The following is a 16160-nucleotide window of genomic DNA, read 5'->3' on the forward strand; positions in this document are numbered from 1 at the left end:
CCATCATTTGCGAAATCTGGCCTCGTCGGGCGTCGTCAGCCCACAGACGCCGCGCTCCTCGATGATCCGTGCAATATGCTGCCCCCTCTCCGAACCCTTTTCGAGCTCGCCCAACGCCTCGCGCGGTGTAACCGGCTGTGCGTCAAGCTTAAGATGGGGCGTGTCGAACAGGGCGGGCGGCAGGCTGGCGCAGAACGCGGAAAATCGAGCGAGCGCCGTGACCAAGGAGTCACCCCAGAAGTCCACCAGCGGTGGCTTCAAGGTCTTTCCTGCCGGATTGGCCGGCAGATTGGCTCCGAACACCACATATTCCGGTGTCTCGTACCTGGCGAGATGCTGGGCGCAATGGTCACGAATTTCGTCGGCCGTTGCACCCTCGCCGGGCTTGAGCACCACGACTGCCTTCAATCGCTCCGAGAACACATGATCGGGCACACCGACCACCGCCGCCCGCAGGACCTTCGGGTGCAGGTACAACTTGTTCTCGACCTCGATGCAGTAGACGTTCTGGCCGCCTCGCACGACCATGTCCTTCTTGCGGTCCAACAGCCAGAGATAGCCTTCTTCGTCGATCTTGGCCCAGTCACCGGACAGGACAAAACCGTCGTGGCGGAAGACTTCGGCGGTCTTGCCCGGCTCTTCCCAATATCCGGCATTGGTCTGCTGGCCACGATAGGCAACTTCACCAATCACGTTGGGTTCGAGAACTTCGTTACCCGCATCGTCAAAGATGGCGATGTCGGTATTCGGAGTCGCGAGGCCGCAGCTGGTGATCTTGCGGATCGCGTCTTCGGTGGGCAGCGCGAAACCGAGCGCCGTGCTCTCGGACACCGAGCCGGCGTTCACCATGGCAATCGGTGCAAATTCAAGATTGAGCTGGTTGATGAAGGTCTCCGATGACGCATGGCCGCCAAAGATGATTTTCTTGAGCGTCGAGCAGTCGTGGTTCTTGAATTCCGGATGGTTCATCATCATCCAGAGCATGATCGGCGCTGCGACCGCCCACGTTGCCCGCTCGGCCTCAATCAGCTTGATTGCGTCCAGCGGCGTGAAGGCCGCCATGACGACGCATTTCCCGCCGCTCAGCAGCGCGGGCAGGAAGTCCGCGTAGACCGCGGTGTTGTGGTACAACGGCGGCATGCACAGGTTGACGTCGTCGGTACCTAGCCCCTTGGCCGCGATGACCACGTTCTGAGCGCAACCGAGCGCGTTGATGTGCATGGCCATCGTCCCCTTGGGCACGCCGGTCGTGCCTGACGTGAAGGAGATCGCACACAGATCCCACTCATCGACCGCCTCGTGTTCGACCGGCGGCGTCTCCAGGGAGCTTAGTTCTGAAAAAGCGAGCGTCCCCTGCGGCGCCTCGCCACCGATGACGAACACCCACTCGACACTGTCGAGGCCGCCGCGCACCGAGTCGAGCTTGCTGCTCCAGACTTCGGAAGAGACCACCAGTCCCTTGGCACCGACCTTGTTGATCTGCGCCGCCAATCCTTCAGCGGTCAACCCGAGATTGACCGGCACTGCGACGCCGCCGAGTTGGATGATGGCGAGATAGCTGATGACGTATTCCGGGCAGCCCGCTGTCAGCAGACATAGCCGGTCACGCTTCTTGAAGCCAAATTTCTGCCGGAGTCCAGCAGCGGCGCGATCGACCTGCGCGCCGACGTCGCCCCACGTCATCCTCTCGCCGCCGGGATGGAAAACATAGGCCTCGCGATCGGGCCAGCGCGCAACATTCGCCGCAAGGCACTCCGAAATACTGCGTGGCCGGTCACGATAGGCCCATATCTCGGTGCCTTCCCACGCGATACCGCGCCCGAGTGGTGCCGTGATCCTGGCGACCTGTCCGGCAAGCTCCGGATAAACGTCGCGCCAAGACTTGCAAGTACCCTTCGCAGGGCCTTTGACCTCCCAGGCTCCCATAATCCCTCCTGCTGATCAGATCAGTCGTCGACCTGCACCAAATCTCAGAAGCCATCTTCTAACCAAACAATCGCTTGTTTTGCAAGTCACAATGCTCGACGAGGTGGAACACGTCAGGTAAGAGAGCCCTAGCTCGAACTCCGAACGAACCCGATGATCGCGAAAAGCCGACCCACCCGCCCTACACAGCAAACCCGACGCGCTAAGGTGGCTCGCCCTTCCGCCGCTGGTAAAAAGCGGCAGGTGCTTTCCGGGGATCGTCGACAGGTGCTGATCAGTGAAGCGGCGCGGTTGTTCGGCAACAAGGGCTACGAAAACACTTCAATGCGCGACATCGCAGCAGCGGTCGGTATCCTGCCGGGGTCGCTTTATCACCACTTTTCTTCCAAGGAAGAGCTGTTCGTCGCCGTCTATTCCTTTGCCGTGTCGCAATCGGTGGACGCAGTGAAGACAGCGATCAAGACCCGACCCGACCCGTGGGTTCGCCTGGAAGCGGCTTGCATCGCACATATGCAAGGGCTGCTGGATAAGAATCGATTCGCCGCAGTATTGGTCACTCACCCCTCGGCCTCTGGCCTGCCCGAACAGGTGGTTACGCTTCGCGATAGTTACGAAGCCGTTTTCAAGGACCTGATCGCGGAGCTGCCGCTTCCAGCGGGAATCGATCAGCGCATCTTCAGACTCGGACTACTGGGCGCGATGAACTGGGCGATCACCTGGTACCGCCCCTGCGGCGAGACGCCCGCGAGCATCGCGCGGAAGCTGCTGAGCGCCACCCGCCGCGAATAGGCTGACGCGCACAATCCCACGTTTCGCGGCTGGCCTGGCGATCTCCAGGAGCGGAGCGCGGCGCACGTCTGCATGCCCGATCGCGGGATCCCTCACTCCGACTGATCATTTGGCTAACGCATGCAGCAGCCTCACGCTGCCGATGCACGCTGGCTCTTGCGGAGCATCCATCGTCGGCCCACGCATGGCGCGTGCAAAGCCCTTGAAAAAGAGCTCTGCCAATTTATGATGATAAAATGGGCAAACCGGAGCTTCAGGGCGTCGCCCCTTCGCGGCGCGCGTCGATCAGGCGCAAGTGCTCCGACGCGGTCGCCGACCTCATCCGCAGCCGCATCTTCCAGGCGGGACAACCACCCATTGACCGGCTGCCGCAAAAATCCGCACTGATCGAGATACTCGGCAGCAGCCGCTCTACCATCCGCACGATCTTGACTGCTACCTCAAAGCTTGCTAAACAATCGTTTAGTTAGCTATCGAGGATCCATTGGCAGCAACGATCGCGAAACGCCAGGCAAATCGTCTGCCGGCGCTGCTTGATGCGGCGGCCGCTCATTTTGCAGAGCGGGGCTACCATGCCACGACCATGCGCGACATCGCGCAGGAAGCGGGAGTAACGCCGGGAGCGGTCTATTTTCACGTCCCCACGAAACAAGCCCTGCTCCTGGCCGTCTATGCCCAAGGCGTCGACCGTATCATTGGTCGCTTCGAAAAGGCGCTAGAAGGTCAGCGTGATCCCAACATCCGTCTACGCTGCGCGATCATGGCGCATCTTGAGGCTATTCTCGACGCCAGCGCCTATGCGCGAGTTATAGTCCGCGTGCTGCCTGAGGACATTCCTGAAGCTACCAACGAGCTGAAGTTGCAGCGCGAGCGCTACGAGTCGCGCTTACGCTCCCTCCTGGCTGAGGTCGATCTTCCAGCCGGCCGCGATCCCAAGCTCGCTCGCCTTATGCTGATCGGCGCTCTGAACTGGACGCCGGTCTGGTACCGCAAAAGCGCCGGCAGTCTCGATGGCATCGTGAACGAATACCTTGCGTCCTTCGGGCTCAGCCCTACTCCCTTGGCAGGCAAATAATGAGCACAACTTCAGGCTTCCGGCCAATCCGAGTTCTGGTCACCAAGATTGGCCTCGACGGTCATGATCGCGGCAGCCGGATCGTCGCCGCCTATCTACGCGATGCCGGCATGGAGGTGATCTACACGCCGCCCTGGCAGACCGTGGCCGGGGTCGTGAAGCTCGCGACCGAGGAGGATGTCGAAGTCATAGGGATTAGCTCCCTCGCGACCGATCATCTCATCGTCCCGAAGATGATGACGGCCTTGCGCGCCGCCGGGCTCGATCATGTCCGCGTCATTGTGGGCGGGATTGTACCCGACGAGGAGAAGACCGCCCTCATCGAGGCCGGCGTCAGCAACGTGTTCGGGCCGGGCGCGGCACGCGACGAGATCGTGGCTTGCGTGACATCTCTCGGACAGGATGCGCGCCACGCTCGCATCAACGAATTCTTGGAGGCAAACCCATGACCCATACGGCGATCCAACTTCCCCTTCCCGGCTTCGAGCAGGCCCAAGGGGAATGGCGTGCAGACTATTCGAAGCAGATGGCTGGCGAGCAACCGGTTCGCAACCGCTCTGGCATCGAGGTCCAGCCGCTTTATTCCCCGCGTGACTGGTCGAGCGAACGCTATCTCGACGATCTCGGTTTTCCGGGCCAATTTCCCTATACGCGCGGCGTCTATCCCTCCATGCATCGCGGACGGACCTGGACGCAGCGGCAGCTTATCGGGCTCGGAACACCGGCGGACTACAACAAGCGCGTCCTCCGGATCATCGATGCTGGTGCGAACGCAATCAGCCTGTTGCCGTGCTGTTCAGGCTTCCGCGGCATCGATTGCGACGAGGTCGACCCGGAGTTGCTCGGCACGTGTGGCACGGTCGTGAACACAACCGACCACATGGACGATGCTCTCGCCGGGGTGCCTCTCGGCAAGATCTCGACAGCTATGAACGATCCATCGCCGTTCACCTTGCTCGCATTCACGCTGGGCGTCGCGCGGCGGCGCGGCGTGGACTGGAGCCAGGTCACCGGAACATCAAATCAGAGCGACTACATCTCGCATTTCATTGCCAATCACCAGTTCTACCGCCTGTCGTTGCCGGGATCGCGGCGCATGTTGCTGGATCACATTGAGTTCTGCCGCCGTCACGTTCCGAACTGGAACCCGGTCTCGGTCGTCGGTCAGCATATGCAGCAGGCCGGCGCGACGCCGGCGGAGACGATGGGCTTCACGCTTTCGACCGCCATCCAATATGCCGAGGACTGCATAGCGCGCGGCATGGATATCGACGATGTGCTGCGGCGCTTCACCTTTTTCTTCGACATCTCGATTTCGTTCTTCGAAGAAGTGGCGAAATTCCGGGCCGGCCGCCGGATCTGGGCTCGGATCGCGCGCGACAGGCTAGGGGCGAAGGATCCGGCCTGCTGGCGCTTCAAGTTCCACGGACAGACCTCCGGGGTTGATCTGACGCAACAGCAGCCGCTCAACAACATCGCGCGCGTCTCCGTCCAGGCCATGGCCGGCATCCTGAGCGGCCTACAGTCGCTGCATACCGATGCCTATGATGAGGCGATCGCCTGCCCGAGCGAGGAAACGGCGCGCGTGGCGGTCGCGACGCAGAATATCCTGCGCGAAGAGGCTCGGCTCTGCGACGTGATCGATCCTCTCGGCGGCTCCTACTACGTCGAGCGATTGACCGATCAGATGGAGGCTGAGATCGAGGCCGTGATCGCGAAGATCGATGCGGCAGGCGGCATGTACAAGGCTGCCGAGGCCGGGCTGGTCCAGACCATGATCGGCGATTCCGCGCTCGCCTTCCAGGAGCAGGTCGAGTCGGGCGATCGCAAGATCATCGGGGTCAATTGCTACCAGGTCGACCAGGACCTCACCGTCCCTCCGGCCGAGCGACCCGATCCCGACGCGATGAACCGGCACGTCGAGCGCTTCAAGGCGTTCAAGCAGGAGCGTAGCCAGGAAGCAGTGGCGCGAGCGCTCGATGCCTTGGCGCGCGCCGCCAATAGCAAAGACGAGAACGTCTTCGAGAAGGTTGTGGACGCCACTGAAGCTGGCGTCACTCATGGAGAGATCGTGAGCAGTTTGCGTCGGGAGCTCGGCTTCGGGCATCCCCTGATCGTCGCCTGACAGCATGGCGGGAGCCCGCATCGCACCATCTTTGTCTGAGCGGGTCCGCGCAGGCGATTCGCGCGCCGTTGCCCGGGGCATCACCATCATGGAGGACGGCGGCCCGCTGGCCTCCGCTCTCCACGCCGCGATTCTGCCTTCGACCGGGCGCGCGCTCACGATCGGATTCACGGGTCCGCCGGGTGCGGGCAAATCCACGCTCGTCGACGCTTTCGTGGCGGCGTTGCGCAAGAGCGGACGTACGGTCGCGGTCGCGGCCGTCGATCCTTCGAGCCCCCTCTCGGGAGGCGCGGTACTTGGTGATCGCATCAGGATGGGACGCCACACCGAGGACGAGGGCGTGTTCATCCGCTCGATCGCTTCGCGCGGTCATCTCGGCGGCTTGACCGAAAGCATCCACCACATCGTCGACCTCTTCGATGCCTCGGGCCGCGACGTGGTCGTGATCGAAACCGTAGGAGCCGGACAGTCGGAGGTCGAAGTCGTCGATGTGGCCGATATCCGCGTGGTCGTGAACGCGCCGGGGCTCGGCGACGACGTCCAGGCGATCAAGGCCGGCATCCTCGAGATCGCCAGCATCCTCGTCGTGAACAAGGCCGATCTGCCGCTCGCGGCGCGTACCGTCCGTCAGCTCAGGGCAATGCTGAGCCTGCGCCGCGACGGAGAGAAGGATGTGCCCGTTCTGGAAACCGTTGCCAGCACCGGACAGGGCGTCGCCGAGTTGCTCGCGGCCGTCCTCGCCCTCGGCGCGAGTGCGCCGGGCGATAGACAGGCCCGGCGTCGAGCGCGGATTCGACGCTTAGTCGCGGAAAGCGCTGCGACGCTGATGCGCCGCCGGACCATGGCCCGCCGCGATCCGGCCTTGCTCGACCTCCTGGCGCAGATCGAAGCAGGGCTGATCAGCCTCGACGAGGCGGTGGCGGCCGTGATCTCGGAGGGGACCAAGATGCCAGATCGGATCTCTGACCAAACTCAGGTAGCGGAAAGCACGCATGAACCAGCCGTCTGATAATCCGGGCGCGGTTGCGCAGCATTGCGCTGAATTCATGCTGTCGGGCGACGAGCCTGCTCGTACCTTTGGCTTCATATTACGCCGGGCGGGCCCGGGAGAGGCGCAACTGGAGATGACTGTTCCCGATAACGCCCTCAATGTCTTCGGCACCTGTCATGGCGGGGTGCTCTTCACCTTGGCCGACACGGCGCTCTCGATCGCCTGCAACAGCCACGGGCGTCAGGCCGTCGCCCATCATTGCACCATCACTTTCGTGCGTCCGGTCCAGCCCGGGGATCGGTTGATTGCTCATGCCTTGGAGCGATCGCGGACGACCAAGAGCGCGATCTACGATTGCGCCGTCGTCAATGCGGCGACCGGCAAGGTCGTGGCCGAGTTCCGCGGCCAGTCACGGACCATTGCCGACGCGATGCCGCATAAGGGCTGAGCCTCAGCTCAGCCAGCGCTTGCGGCGCTTATAGGTCTTGACGTTGCGGAAATTCGCACCTCCCGCATCGGCCGCGCCGAGGTAAAATTCCCTGACGTCCTCGTTCTCGCGCATTGTCTCCGCCGGACCGTCCATGACGATCCGGCCGGTCTCAAGGATGTAGCCGTAGGTCGCGTATTTGAGCGCCATGTTAGTGTTCTGCTCTGCGAGCAGAAAGGAGACGCCCTCACGCGTGTTCAGGTCACGTACAATCTCGAAAATTTCTTCGACTACCTGGGGCGCGAGCCCCATCGACGGCTCATCGAGAAGGATCATGCGGGGTTTCGACATCAGGGCGCGGCCGATCGCACACATCTGCTGCTCGCCGCCCGAGACATAGCCGGCGATCGACGCGCGGCGCTGGCGGAGACGCGGAAAAGTCTCGTAGATCTTTTCGAGGTCGCGCCGGATCGCGGCAGCACCGTCCGGGCGCGTATAGGCGCCCGCGAGCAGGTTCTCCTCGATCGTCAGATGGGCAAAACAGCGTCGCCCTTCCAGAACCTGGATGCAACCACGGCGGACGAGGTCATTGGCTGTGAGGCGGTCGACGCGTTCTCCCGCGAACATCACCGAACCCTTGGTGACGTCGCCACGTTCGGCCTTAAGCATGTTGGAGATTGCCCGCAGCGTCGTCGTCTTGCCAGCGCCGTTCGCCCCGAGAAGTGCGACGATGCCGCCTTGCGGCACACTGAAGGAGACGCCCTTCAGAACGAGCGCTATGTGGTCATAGACCACCTCGATGTTGTTCACCGAGAGGATTGGCGGAACCGCCACGCCCTCCCCTTCAACGTTGCTTGCTGCGGGCATCATTCCTTGTCTCCACCGAATCGGGGCGGCGCTCGGGCCGCCCCGGAAGTGCCGGATCAGCTTTCCTTGCTGCAGTCGCGTGGCGTGATGCCCTTCTCCTTGGCATAGCGGGCAGCCGCCTCCTTCAGTAATGGCGCCAGCATCGCCTCGTCGGCGGTGTACCAGTCGGAGATGATGTTCCAGCTTTTGCCATCCCACTGCTGAATACGCGAGGTACGCGTCCCCTCGTGGTCGGCGCAGCTGATCTTGACCGGGCTGATCATGCCTTCGAAGCCGAGTTCCTTGATGCGCTTCTCGTCGAGCGCCAGGTGCTCGATTCCCCAGCGGACCTGCTCTCCCGTCATCGGCTTGTTGCCGTACTTGGCCATGGCCGTACGGATCCCTTCAATGCCGAGCATGACGCCGACCATCCCGCGATTGAACAGAACGCCACCGGTATCGGCCGGCTTCGCTTTGCCGAGGCCCTTGCCGTAGACGTACTTGTCGAGGTCATCATGAACCCGCGCGCGCCCCGCGCCATGCTGAAGCATCAACGCCTTGTAGCCGACGGCTTGGGCGCCGGCCGGCACCACGTCAGGCTCGGCGCCCGCAAACCAGAAGCCGATCATCTTGTCGCGCGGGAAGTTGACGTTGGCAGCCTCCTGAATCGCGGTCGGATTCATGACGCCCCAGCCCCACATCACGACGTAGTCGGGCCGCAATTGGCGAATCTGGAGCCATTGCGACTTCTGCTCGACACCCGGACTCGTGACGGGGATCATCGTGAGCTGGAAGCCGTGTTTCTTGGCCAGCACCTCCAACACCGGCATCGGCTCCTTGCCGAACGGGGAATCGTGATAGAGCAGAACAATCTTGCGGCCGTTCAGCTTGTCGGTTCCGCCAAGCTCCTTGGCGATGTGCTGAATGGCGACGTCGGCCGCGGTCCAATAGGTGCCGATCAGCGGGAAGTTCCAAGGGAATACGCTGCCGTCGCGCGATTCCGACCGGCCGAACCCCGCGGTTATCAGTGGAATCTTGTCAACGAGCGTCTTCTCGGTGAGCGCGAAGGTGATGCCGGTCGAAAGCGGATTGATGAAGGCAGCACCCGTCGGGCCCTTGTTCTTCAGCCGCTCGTAGCATTCGACGCCGCGGTCGGTAGCGTAACCTGTCTCGCATTCCTCGTAGAGGATCTTGACGCCGTTTATGCCGCCGTCACGCTGGTTGACGAGTTCGAGATAGTCGACGATCCCGTCCGCCCAAGGGATGCCATTGGGTGCGTAGGGCCCGGTCCGGTAGGACACGACGGGAATAAATTGGCCATTCTCCTGCGCCTCGGCTGCAGCCGGCAAACAGAGTGCGGCGGAGAGCAAAAGAACGCTCAGTTTGGTAATCCGTATCGACATCAGCATTTCCTCCTGTGGTTTAATGCCAGCTTCATCGCCGGTTCTGGGGTGCGATCTCAGTAAGGGAACGGCCAGCGCCTGAGCTTGTGCTTGGCGATGCCCCAGATGCGGGCCAGTCCATGGGGTTCGAAAATCAGGGTGAGCAGTATCAGCGCGCCGAACACGACGAGCGTAATGTTCGAGCCGGCGCCGGCAGGGACCGGGATCGACAGCCAGCGTGGCACGGCGTCGACGATGAGCGGCAGGAGCAAGATGAAAGCGGCACCGAGGAAGCAGCCGATAATCGAGCCGAGCCCGCCGATGATGACGATGAAGAGTAACTGGAACGAGCGGTCGATCGAGAAGGCATAAGGCTCCCACGACCGCAGATTCGCAAAGGCCCAGAGTGCCCCCGCAAGGCCAAGGACGAACGACGAGATCGCAAAAGCAGTTAGCTTCGATTGTATCGGCCGGATGCCGATGATCTCGGCCGCGATGTCCATGTCCCGGATCGCCATCCATTGCCGGCCGAGATTCCCGCGCACCAGATTCGAAGCGCCCCAGGCCACAACTATCGTAAACACGAGGACCACGAGATAGCGCTCGACAGGCGTATCTGCGTGCCAGCCGGCGAAGACGAGGGGCGGCGCCGAGACCGAGCCCGACGGCGAATAGTTCGTGATCCAGGCCATCCGGAGGAACGCCCAATCGAGGAAGAACTGCGCCGCAAGGGTCGCGACCGCGAGATAGAGACCCTTGATGCGGAGCGACGGAAACCCGAAAGCGAGCCCTGCGAGCGCGCTGACCGCCCCGGCGAGGAGGAAGGTCAGGACCAGCGGCATCTCCGGAATTCGGATCGCGATGTTGTAGGCCGCATAAGCGCCGACGCCCATGAAGGCGCCCGCTCCGAGCGATATCTGACCGCAATAGCCTGCGAGCAGATTAAGTCCGATGGCCGCCATGGCCAAGATCAGGAACGGAATCAGGATGGCGTTGAAGAAATAGTCGCCGGCAAAGGGAGGAATGCCGGCCAAATGCACGAGCGGGATCGCAACGAGCGCGATGAGCAGCAGGGTTATGATGCCGATCCGATCCTCGCGGATCGGAAAGGTCGCCATGTCCGCCCGGTAGTTGTCTTTGAAATGTCCTGCCTCGCGATAGAACATCGTCAGATCCGTTCGATGATGCGGTCACCGAAGAGACCTTGCGGCCTCACGAGCAGGACCACGAGGGCAACGACATAGGCGAACCACTGTTCGATCCCGCCACCGACGCTCGGGCCGAGATAGACTTCTGCGAGCTTTTCGCCGGCTCCGATGAGAAGGCCGCCGACAATCGCGCCGGGTATGGAGGTCAGGCCCCCGAGGATGATGACGGGAAGCGCCTTCAGGGAGACAAAGACGAGTGAGAACTGGACTCCCACCTTTGAACCCCAAATGGAAGCGGCCGCAATGGCCACGAGACCTGCGACTGTCCAGACGACGAACCAGACCCTGGTCAGTGGAATTCCGACCGATTGCGCGGCCGAGTGATCGTCGGCGACGGCGCGCAAAGCCCGGCCCATACGGGTTTTCTGGAAGAAGATAACAAGCGCCGCGACGAGGACGGCCGCCAGAACTGCCGACCAGAGGTCGAGTTTGTTGAGCAGGATGCCGCCGTCGAAGAGGCTCTCAAGTGCAAAGAGATTGTCCCGCGGCAAGCCGAGATCGAGCTTGTACACCTGTGCGCCGAAAATCTGCTGCCCGAGTCCTTCGAGCACGAATGAGATCCCAATCGTCGCCATGAATAGCGTGAGGGCTGTCTGATTGACGAGCTTGCGCAGGACGAAGCGTTCGACAGCCCACGCGATACCCGTCATCACCGCGCCGGCGAAGATGATCGCGAGCGGCAGCGCGAGCCAGAACGGCATTGACGCCTCAAGCCATCCAAAGGCCCGGACAAGAGCCAGCCCCGCGACCAGAACCATGGCGCCCTGCGCGAAATTGAACACGCCCGAGGCCTTGAAGATCAGCACGAAGCCGAGGGCCACGAGCGCATAGAGGACGCCCGACAACAGACCGCTGACAAGAACCTCAGCGAAGAAGGCAATTTTGGTAGGATCGATCCCCAACACCGTCAGCCCCCCACGCCCAGATAGGCTTCGATAACCTGCTGGTTACTCTTGATCTCAGCGGGTGTTCCATCGGCGATCTTGCAGCCGTGATCGAGCACGACAATGCGGTCCGAGAGATTCATGACGACGCCGATATCGTGCTCGATCAGCGTGATCGTCGTGCGATAGGTCCGGTTCACCTCGACAATGAAGCGGCTCATATCCTCTTTTTCCTCGAGATTCATCCCGGCCATCGGCTCGTCGAGGAGAAGTAGCCTCGGCTCCATCGCGAGAGCCCGGCCGAGCTCGACTCTCTTTTGGAGACCATAGGGCAGCTTGCCAACGGGGGTCTTGCGGATGGCCTGGATCTCGAGGAACTCGATGATCTCCTCGACCTTCCGCCTGTGCTCAATCTCCTCGCTCAAGGCTGGTCCGAAGCGGATGAGCTGTTTCAGAATTCCGCTGCGGATCTTGAGGGCGCGGCCCGTCATTATGTTGTCGAGCACCGTCATACCCTTGAAGAGCGCGACGTTCTGGAAGGTGCGGGCGATGCCGCCGCGGGCGGCGATCGATGGCCGCGTGTGCGTTCTGCGCACGCCTTCGAACACGATGTGGCCGCTGCTGGGCCGGTAAAAACCGTTGATGCAGTTGAGCATCGACGTCTTGCCCGCGCCATTGGGTCCGATGATAGCCCTGATCTCACCCGATCGGATATCGAAGGAAACGTCATTCAGCGCCTTGATCCCACCGAAGCGAAGCGAGACGCGGTCGATCTCCAGGAGGCAGCACGCCGCTGCGCCCGCGTGATCGGTGGGAGTGCCTGAGGAGACCGCGTGCGGCGAACACAGCGACGGGACAGCGAAGGTCATTGGTGCAGACATGACGGTCATGCCACGATCGTTTTAGCCGGGATCGATCGCAGGCGATGCTCCCCATTGACGTCGGCGATCCGCAAGGTCGCCTCGATGCGGCCATGCCGACCATCCTCGAAGGCGACATCCGTACTGACGAAGCACTCCGTGGCGCCGCGATAGAGGGCGCTGATGAGACCGGCATATTTCTCGTGGACGAAGGCGCGCCTTACCTTCTGGGTTCGGGTCAGCTCGCCATCATCGGCATCGAGCTCCTTGTGCAGGATGACGAAGCGCGCGATCTCTGCCCCCGCCATGGTCGGCTCGGCGGCCAGATCGCGGTTCACTTGGCGGATATGATTGAGGACGATGTCGTAGACTTGCGGAAGCCCGGCGAGTTCCTGATAGGAAGCGTAGCTGAGACCATTGCGCTCAGCCCAGCTGCCGACCGCCGTGATGTTGATGTTGATGAATACTGTGACGAAGCCGCGATCCGCGCCGAAGGCGACGGCCTCCTTGATGTTCGGGAAAAACTTGAGTTTGTTCTCGATGTATTTTGGCGCGAACAGCGTTCCGTCGGCGAGGCGCCCGACATCCTTTGCACGATCGATAATGCGCAAGTGTCCGTCCGCGCCGAAGAAGCCGGCATCACCCGTGCGCACGAAACCGTCCGGCGTCATCGACTCCTGCGTCCGCACGGGATCGTTGAGATATTCGACGAATTGGCCCGGCGAACGGAACTGCACCTCTCCGCTCTCGGCAATGCGGATTTCCACCCCAGGCGCGGCCGGGCCAACCGTGTCCGATCGGATCTGTCCGTCGGGCTGGGCGCTGATGTAGATGAAGGCTTCCGTCTGGCCGTAAAACTGCTTTAGATTGATTCCGAGCGAACGATAGAACGCGAAGAGGTCGGGGCCGATTGCCTCGCCGGCGGTGTATGCGACCTTGATCCGAGAGAAACCGAGCACGTTCTTGACGGGGCCGTAGATCAGGGCCTCGCCGAGGCGGTAGAGCAGGCGACCATGGAGTGGGACGCCATCTGTGCCGTTCAGGATCGGCTCGCCCCAGCGGCGAGCGACCTTCATGAAGGTGTCGAACAGCCAGCGCTTGGCGCGACTCGCATCCTCCATCCCGATCAGGATCCGGGTCAGGAGGCCCTCAAGGGTGCTGGGTGGCGCGAAGTAGAAGGTCGGTCCGATCTCGACGATGTCTTCCGCGACCGTCTCGGGCTCCTCGGGACAGGACATGCAGAAGCCCGCGACAAGTCCCTGGGCGTAGTTGAGGTAGTGATCGCCGCCCCAAGCGATGGGCAGATAGGCCAGAACCTCGTCATTCTCGTCGAGCTTATCCGCGGCGACGGTCTCGCGCGCGGCCCGGACGGCGCGTCCAGCCAAGATCACCGTGCCCTTGGGACGCCCGGTCGTGCCCGACGTGTAGAGGATGATCGAGGTGGCCGCTCCATCGGTCCGCGCAACAAGATCGACGAAGGCAGAACCCAAGCCCTCGGCGGACGACGCCTCCTGACCTCGAGCCAGAACGGCCTCAAGGCTCATCAGACTTCGGTCGCCGGAATCATAATCGACCATGCCGCGCGGATCGTCATAAACGACAAGGCGGAGCGCGGGTAGTTCCGCCAGAACGCTAAGAACCTTATCGACCTGCTCCTGGTCCTCGACGATCGCTGCCACAACCCCCGCATGCGCGAGGAGATAGGACATCTCGTCGGCAACCGAGTCCGGATAGAGCGGGACCGGTATCGCGCCGAGGCACTGCACGGCCGTGATGGACCAATACAGGCGCGACCGGTTCACGCCAATAACTGCGACCCTCTGGCCCGCTGTGACTCCCGAGGCCCTCAGCCCGAGCGTCAGCGCTTGAACCTCACGCGCGAGCGCCTCCCATGTCCAGGTGGTCCATATCCCGAAGCGCTTCTCGCGCATGGCCGGGCGTTGCGCGCGCACGGCAACATGATGAAGCAGCAGCTTCGGGAACGTGTCCGCGTTACCGGCCTCGTCCAACTATCGCTCTCCCCTCAAGTCCCGTTTACCGGGATTGGATGCCTTTTTGCGCTTCCCGATCCCTATCACTTCAGAATGAGCTAAACAAGTGTTTAGTTAGTTGATCGCTAAAATGTTTCCAGATTTCCCCGGATGCACGACGTTGCAAGATGGGATCACTGGCCTCGGAACAGCAGCCCTTCCACCTCGATCACCGCCTGCTGGGCGTTTCGCCCGGGACGGTACGCATACTGTTCTGGTGGAAGGTCGGCTTCAAAGATCGGTTCCAGCCAGCATTGCTGCTGTCATGCAGACCCGATCCCGCACGGTCGTTCGTCGCAGCACAGAGCTTTCGGACGAAGGCATTCTACGAAGGCCTCTCCGCCAAGATGGACCGGAACACCTTTGCTGGAAAATTCTCGCTGCTGTTCGACGGCATCGCGATACTCGCCGCCGAAATCGCGCGGCGGCATTGGGCGTTGATGATCGCCAGCGGCGACGACGCATTCTATCTTGGTGACAACCCCGCCGTACTACAACGAACGGATAATCCTAGGGACGGAAGCCAACTCGGATTTGACGTCGCCGCGACTCACGAAAGACGCGCCGCGCGAAAGTGAAGTCCCGGCGGTTCGAATAAACCGCGCCACGCCCGTCGGCCGATTGCGGGCGGATCGGTCGGCAAATCGTTGGGCGCGGTCAGACGCGATGCTTCCAAACATCGCTCGCCGAATGCCGGTTGGCCGGAAAGTGCGATGGCGGGAGCGCTGGCACTGGCACTGGCACTGGCCGGCCCGCGCCGCTACGCCGAACACATGGCCGAAGATCCCTTTCTCAATGCCGAAGCGACCCGCCAAGCCGTACCCGACGATATCGGTCGCGCGCTCAACCTTTACACCGCAGCGTGCGTGATCGAAGCGGCAGCCTACGCCGCACTGGCGCTGGTGGTCTGACGGCTTCGTGCAATGCTCAAAATGGCGTCGATATCCAGATGCGCTTCCAGATGATCGGCCAGCGCATCGAGCGCGGACTCGATCTGCGATGCATAAGCGAGCGAAGAAGCAATTCCGAGATGGGCTAGCCACGCTTTTCGAAATGCGTCGCCCGTGAACAGCCCGTGCACATATGTACCCTGCACCCGCCCGTCGGCCGTGCTCGCGCCATCGGGGCGTCCATCGATCGTCACCACGGGTCTTTCGCAGTCGCGGCCTTCGCTGCGGCCAAGATGAATTTCATAACCCTCAATAGCCGTGCCGGTTGCGCAATGGATGCCTCGCACCAGCCTGGTGGATTTGTCCGCGATCATGACCGTGGCGATGTCAAGCAACCCGAGGCCTTCCACCGTCGTGGCGGGTCCCTCGATTCCTTCCGGGTCGGCAATGGTTCGCCCCAGCATCTGGTAGCCGCCGCAAAGACCGAGCACATGACCGCCGCGGCGAACATGGGCCTTGATGTCGATGTCCCAACCCTGCGTCCGCAGAAAGGCGAGATCGCCGACGGTGGATTTGCTGCCCGGCAGGATCTCCGCGCAATCCAGCGTATTCAATCGAATTCGACCGGAAGGGTTCGGACAATGCCGTCGCAGCCGCCCGCCCGGCCGATAGGAAATGACCAACCGACCGGTTTGCGTTAAGCCCCTGTAAGGGTGATCAGAACTGT

16 protein-coding genes and 1 pseudogene are annotated in these 16160 nt (G+C 62.1%); 9 read left to right on the forward strand and 8 right to left on the reverse strand.

Features of this window, described 5'->3' with window-relative positions; translation table 11 throughout:
• Positions 1 to 3: 3 nt before the first annotated feature.
• Positions 4 to 1926 (reverse strand): class I adenylate-forming enzyme family protein, encoded by a 1923-nt coding sequence (locus tag JQ621_RS09285; protein WP_212234131.1) that lies wholly within the window; start codon positions 1924 to 1926, stop codon positions 4 to 6.
• 267 nt (positions 1927 to 2193) lie between these two features.
• Between JQ621_RS09285 and JQ621_RS09290 the strand changes: the two genes are divergently transcribed.
• The 7 genes from JQ621_RS09290 (at position 2194) to paaI (ending at position 7354) form a co-directional block, all read left to right on the forward strand.
• A complete protein-coding gene (locus JQ621_RS09290; protein ID WP_312015401.1) occupies positions 2194 to 2715 on the forward strand; it encodes a TetR/AcrR family transcriptional regulator in 522 nt (173 codons plus the stop codon).
• 236 nt (positions 2716 to 2951) lie between these two features.
• The gene (locus tag JQ621_RS09295) at positions 2952 to 3185 is read left to right on the forward strand and encodes a hypothetical protein (RefSeq protein ID WP_212234133.1); all 234 of its coding nucleotides are present in this window, start codon (positions 2952 to 2954) and stop codon (positions 3183 to 3185) included.
• A gap of 14 nt (positions 3186 to 3199) precedes the next feature.
• Positions 3200 to 3790, forward strand: a complete 591-nt coding sequence (locus JQ621_RS09300; protein WP_212234134.1) for a TetR/AcrR family transcriptional regulator — start codon at positions 3200 to 3202, stop codon at positions 3788 to 3790.
• The gene (locus JQ621_RS09305) at positions 3790 to 4239 is read left to right on the forward strand and encodes a cobalamin B12-binding domain-containing protein (protein WP_212234135.1); all 450 of its coding nucleotides are present in this window, start codon (positions 3790 to 3792) and stop codon (positions 4237 to 4239) included. The genes JQ621_RS09300 and JQ621_RS09305 overlap by 1 nt, the downstream gene beginning before the upstream one ends.
• A complete protein-coding gene (locus JQ621_RS09310; RefSeq protein WP_212234136.1) occupies positions 4236 to 5915 on the forward strand; it encodes an acyl-CoA mutase large subunit family protein in 1680 nt (559 codons plus the stop codon). Before JQ621_RS09305 ends, JQ621_RS09310 begins: the two co-directional genes overlap by 4 nt.
• A gap of 4 nt (positions 5916 to 5919) precedes the next feature.
• On the forward strand, positions 5920 to 6924 hold the full coding sequence (gene meaB / locus JQ621_RS09315; RefSeq protein ID WP_283813163.1) for a methylmalonyl Co-A mutase-associated GTPase MeaB: 1005 nt from the start codon (positions 5920 to 5922) through the stop codon (positions 6922 to 6924).
• Positions 6908 to 7354 (forward strand): hydroxyphenylacetyl-CoA thioesterase PaaI, encoded by a 447-nt coding sequence (gene paaI, locus JQ621_RS09320; protein ID WP_212234137.1) that lies wholly within the window; start codon positions 6908 to 6910, stop codon positions 7352 to 7354. Before meaB ends, paaI begins: the two co-directional genes overlap by 17 nt.
• Before the next feature lie 3 nt (positions 7355 to 7357).
• Here paaI and JQ621_RS09325 read toward each other — a convergent pair whose 3' ends face one another.
• Genes JQ621_RS09325 through JQ621_RS09350 form a run of 6 tightly spaced genes read right to left on the reverse strand, consistent with a single transcriptional unit; the run spans position 7358 to position 14522 of the window.
• Positions 7358 to 8203, reverse strand: a complete 846-nt coding sequence (locus JQ621_RS09325) for an ABC transporter ATP-binding protein (RefSeq protein ID WP_212234138.1) — start codon at positions 8201 to 8203, stop codon at positions 7358 to 7360.
• Positions 8204 to 8256: 53 nt separating this feature from the next.
• The gene (locus JQ621_RS09330) at positions 8257 to 9582 is read right to left on the reverse strand and encodes an ABC transporter substrate-binding protein (RefSeq protein WP_212234139.1); all 1326 of its coding nucleotides are present in this window, start codon (positions 9580 to 9582) and stop codon (positions 8257 to 8259) included.
• A gap of 56 nt (positions 9583 to 9638) precedes the next feature.
• Positions 9639 to 10727 carry a branched-chain amino acid ABC transporter permease gene (locus JQ621_RS09335; protein ID WP_212234140.1) on the reverse strand — a complete coding sequence of 363 codons (1089 nt, stop codon included), beginning with the start codon at positions 10725 to 10727 and terminating at the stop codon, positions 9639 to 9641.
• 2 nt (positions 10728 to 10729) lie between these two features.
• The gene (locus JQ621_RS09340) at positions 10730 to 11650 is read right to left on the reverse strand and encodes a branched-chain amino acid ABC transporter permease (protein WP_212234311.1); all 921 of its coding nucleotides are present in this window, start codon (positions 11648 to 11650) and stop codon (positions 10730 to 10732) included.
• Between the two features lie 26 nt (positions 11651 to 11676).
• Positions 11677 to 12534, reverse strand: coding sequence for an ABC transporter ATP-binding protein (locus tag JQ621_RS09345; protein ID WP_409334214.1), 858 nt, complete (start codon positions 12532 to 12534; stop codon positions 11677 to 11679).
• Positions 12535 to 12539: 5 nt separating this feature from the next.
• Complete coding sequence (locus tag JQ621_RS09350; protein WP_212234141.1) at positions 12540 to 14522, reverse strand: AMP-binding protein; 1983 nt, start codon at positions 14520 to 14522, stop codon at positions 12540 to 12542.
• 149 nt (positions 14523 to 14671) lie between these two features.
• Here JQ621_RS09350 and JQ621_RS09355 point away from each other — a divergent pair, with 149 nt between their 5' ends.
• Together JQ621_RS09355 and JQ621_RS09360 are read left to right on the forward strand one after the other, a co-directional pair.
• Complete coding sequence (locus JQ621_RS09355) at positions 14672 to 15121, forward strand: hypothetical protein (protein WP_212234142.1); 450 nt, start codon at positions 14672 to 14674, stop codon at positions 15119 to 15121.
• 69 nt (positions 15122 to 15190) lie between these two features.
• Positions 15191 to 15454: a cobalamin biosynthesis protein gene (locus JQ621_RS09360; protein ID WP_249124997.1), complete on the forward strand. Its 264-nt coding sequence runs from the start codon at positions 15191 to 15193 to the stop codon at positions 15452 to 15454.
• Here JQ621_RS09360 and JQ621_RS09365 read toward each other — a convergent pair.
• Positions 15427 to 16023, reverse strand: a pseudogene (locus JQ621_RS09365) (cobyric acid synthase); the annotation flags it as partial. The gene JQ621_RS09360 and the pseudogene JQ621_RS09365 sit on opposite strands and share 28 nt — an antisense overlap.
• Positions 16024 to 16160 lie beyond the last annotated feature (137 nt).

Source organism: Bradyrhizobium manausense, assembly GCF_018129685.1.
In the GTDB taxonomy this organism is placed as follows: domain Bacteria; phylum Pseudomonadota; class Alphaproteobacteria; order Rhizobiales; family Xanthobacteraceae; genus Bradyrhizobium; species Bradyrhizobium manausense_D.

What these genes read in the sequence shown, in the direction of transcription:
- meaB (WP_283813163.1), top strand. Translation starts at nt 5,920, where the DNA reads ATGGCGGGAGCCCGCATCGCACCATCTTTGTCTGAGCGGGTCCGCGCA.
- JQ621_RS09285 (WP_212234131.1), bottom strand. Translation starts at nt 1,926, where the DNA reads ATGGGAGCCTGGGAGGTCAAAGGCCCTGCGAAGGGTACTTGCAAGTCT.
- JQ621_RS09345 (WP_409334214.1), bottom strand. Translation starts at nt 12,534, where the DNA reads ATGTCTGCACCAATGACCTTCGCTGTCCCGTCGCTGTGTTCGCCGCAC.
- JQ621_RS09310 (WP_212234136.1), top strand. Translation starts at nt 4,236, where the DNA reads ATGACCCATACGGCGATCCAACTTCCCCTTCCCGGCTTCGAGCAGGCC.
- JQ621_RS09325 (WP_212234138.1), bottom strand. Translation starts at nt 8,203, where the DNA reads ATGATGCCCGCAGCAAGCAACGTTGAAGGGGAGGGCGTGGCGGTTCCG.
- JQ621_RS09355 (WP_212234142.1), top strand. Translation starts at nt 14,672, where the DNA reads ATGGGATCACTGGCCTCGGAACAGCAGCCCTTCCACCTCGATCACCGC.
- JQ621_RS09305 (WP_212234135.1), top strand. Translation starts at nt 3,790, where the DNA reads ATGAGCACAACTTCAGGCTTCCGGCCAATCCGAGTTCTGGTCACCAAG.
- JQ621_RS09335 (WP_212234140.1), bottom strand. Translation starts at nt 10,727, where the DNA reads ATGTTCTATCGCGAGGCAGGACATTTCAAAGACAACTACCGGGCGGAC.
- JQ621_RS09330 (WP_212234139.1), bottom strand. Translation starts at nt 9,582, where the DNA reads ATGTCGATACGGATTACCAAACTGAGCGTTCTTTTGCTCTCCGCCGCA.
- JQ621_RS09295 (WP_212234133.1), top strand. Translation starts at nt 2,952, where the DNA reads ATGGGCAAACCGGAGCTTCAGGGCGTCGCCCCTTCGCGGCGCGCGTCG.
- paaI (WP_212234137.1), top strand. Translation starts at nt 6,908, where the DNA reads ATGAACCAGCCGTCTGATAATCCGGGCGCGGTTGCGCAGCATTGCGCT.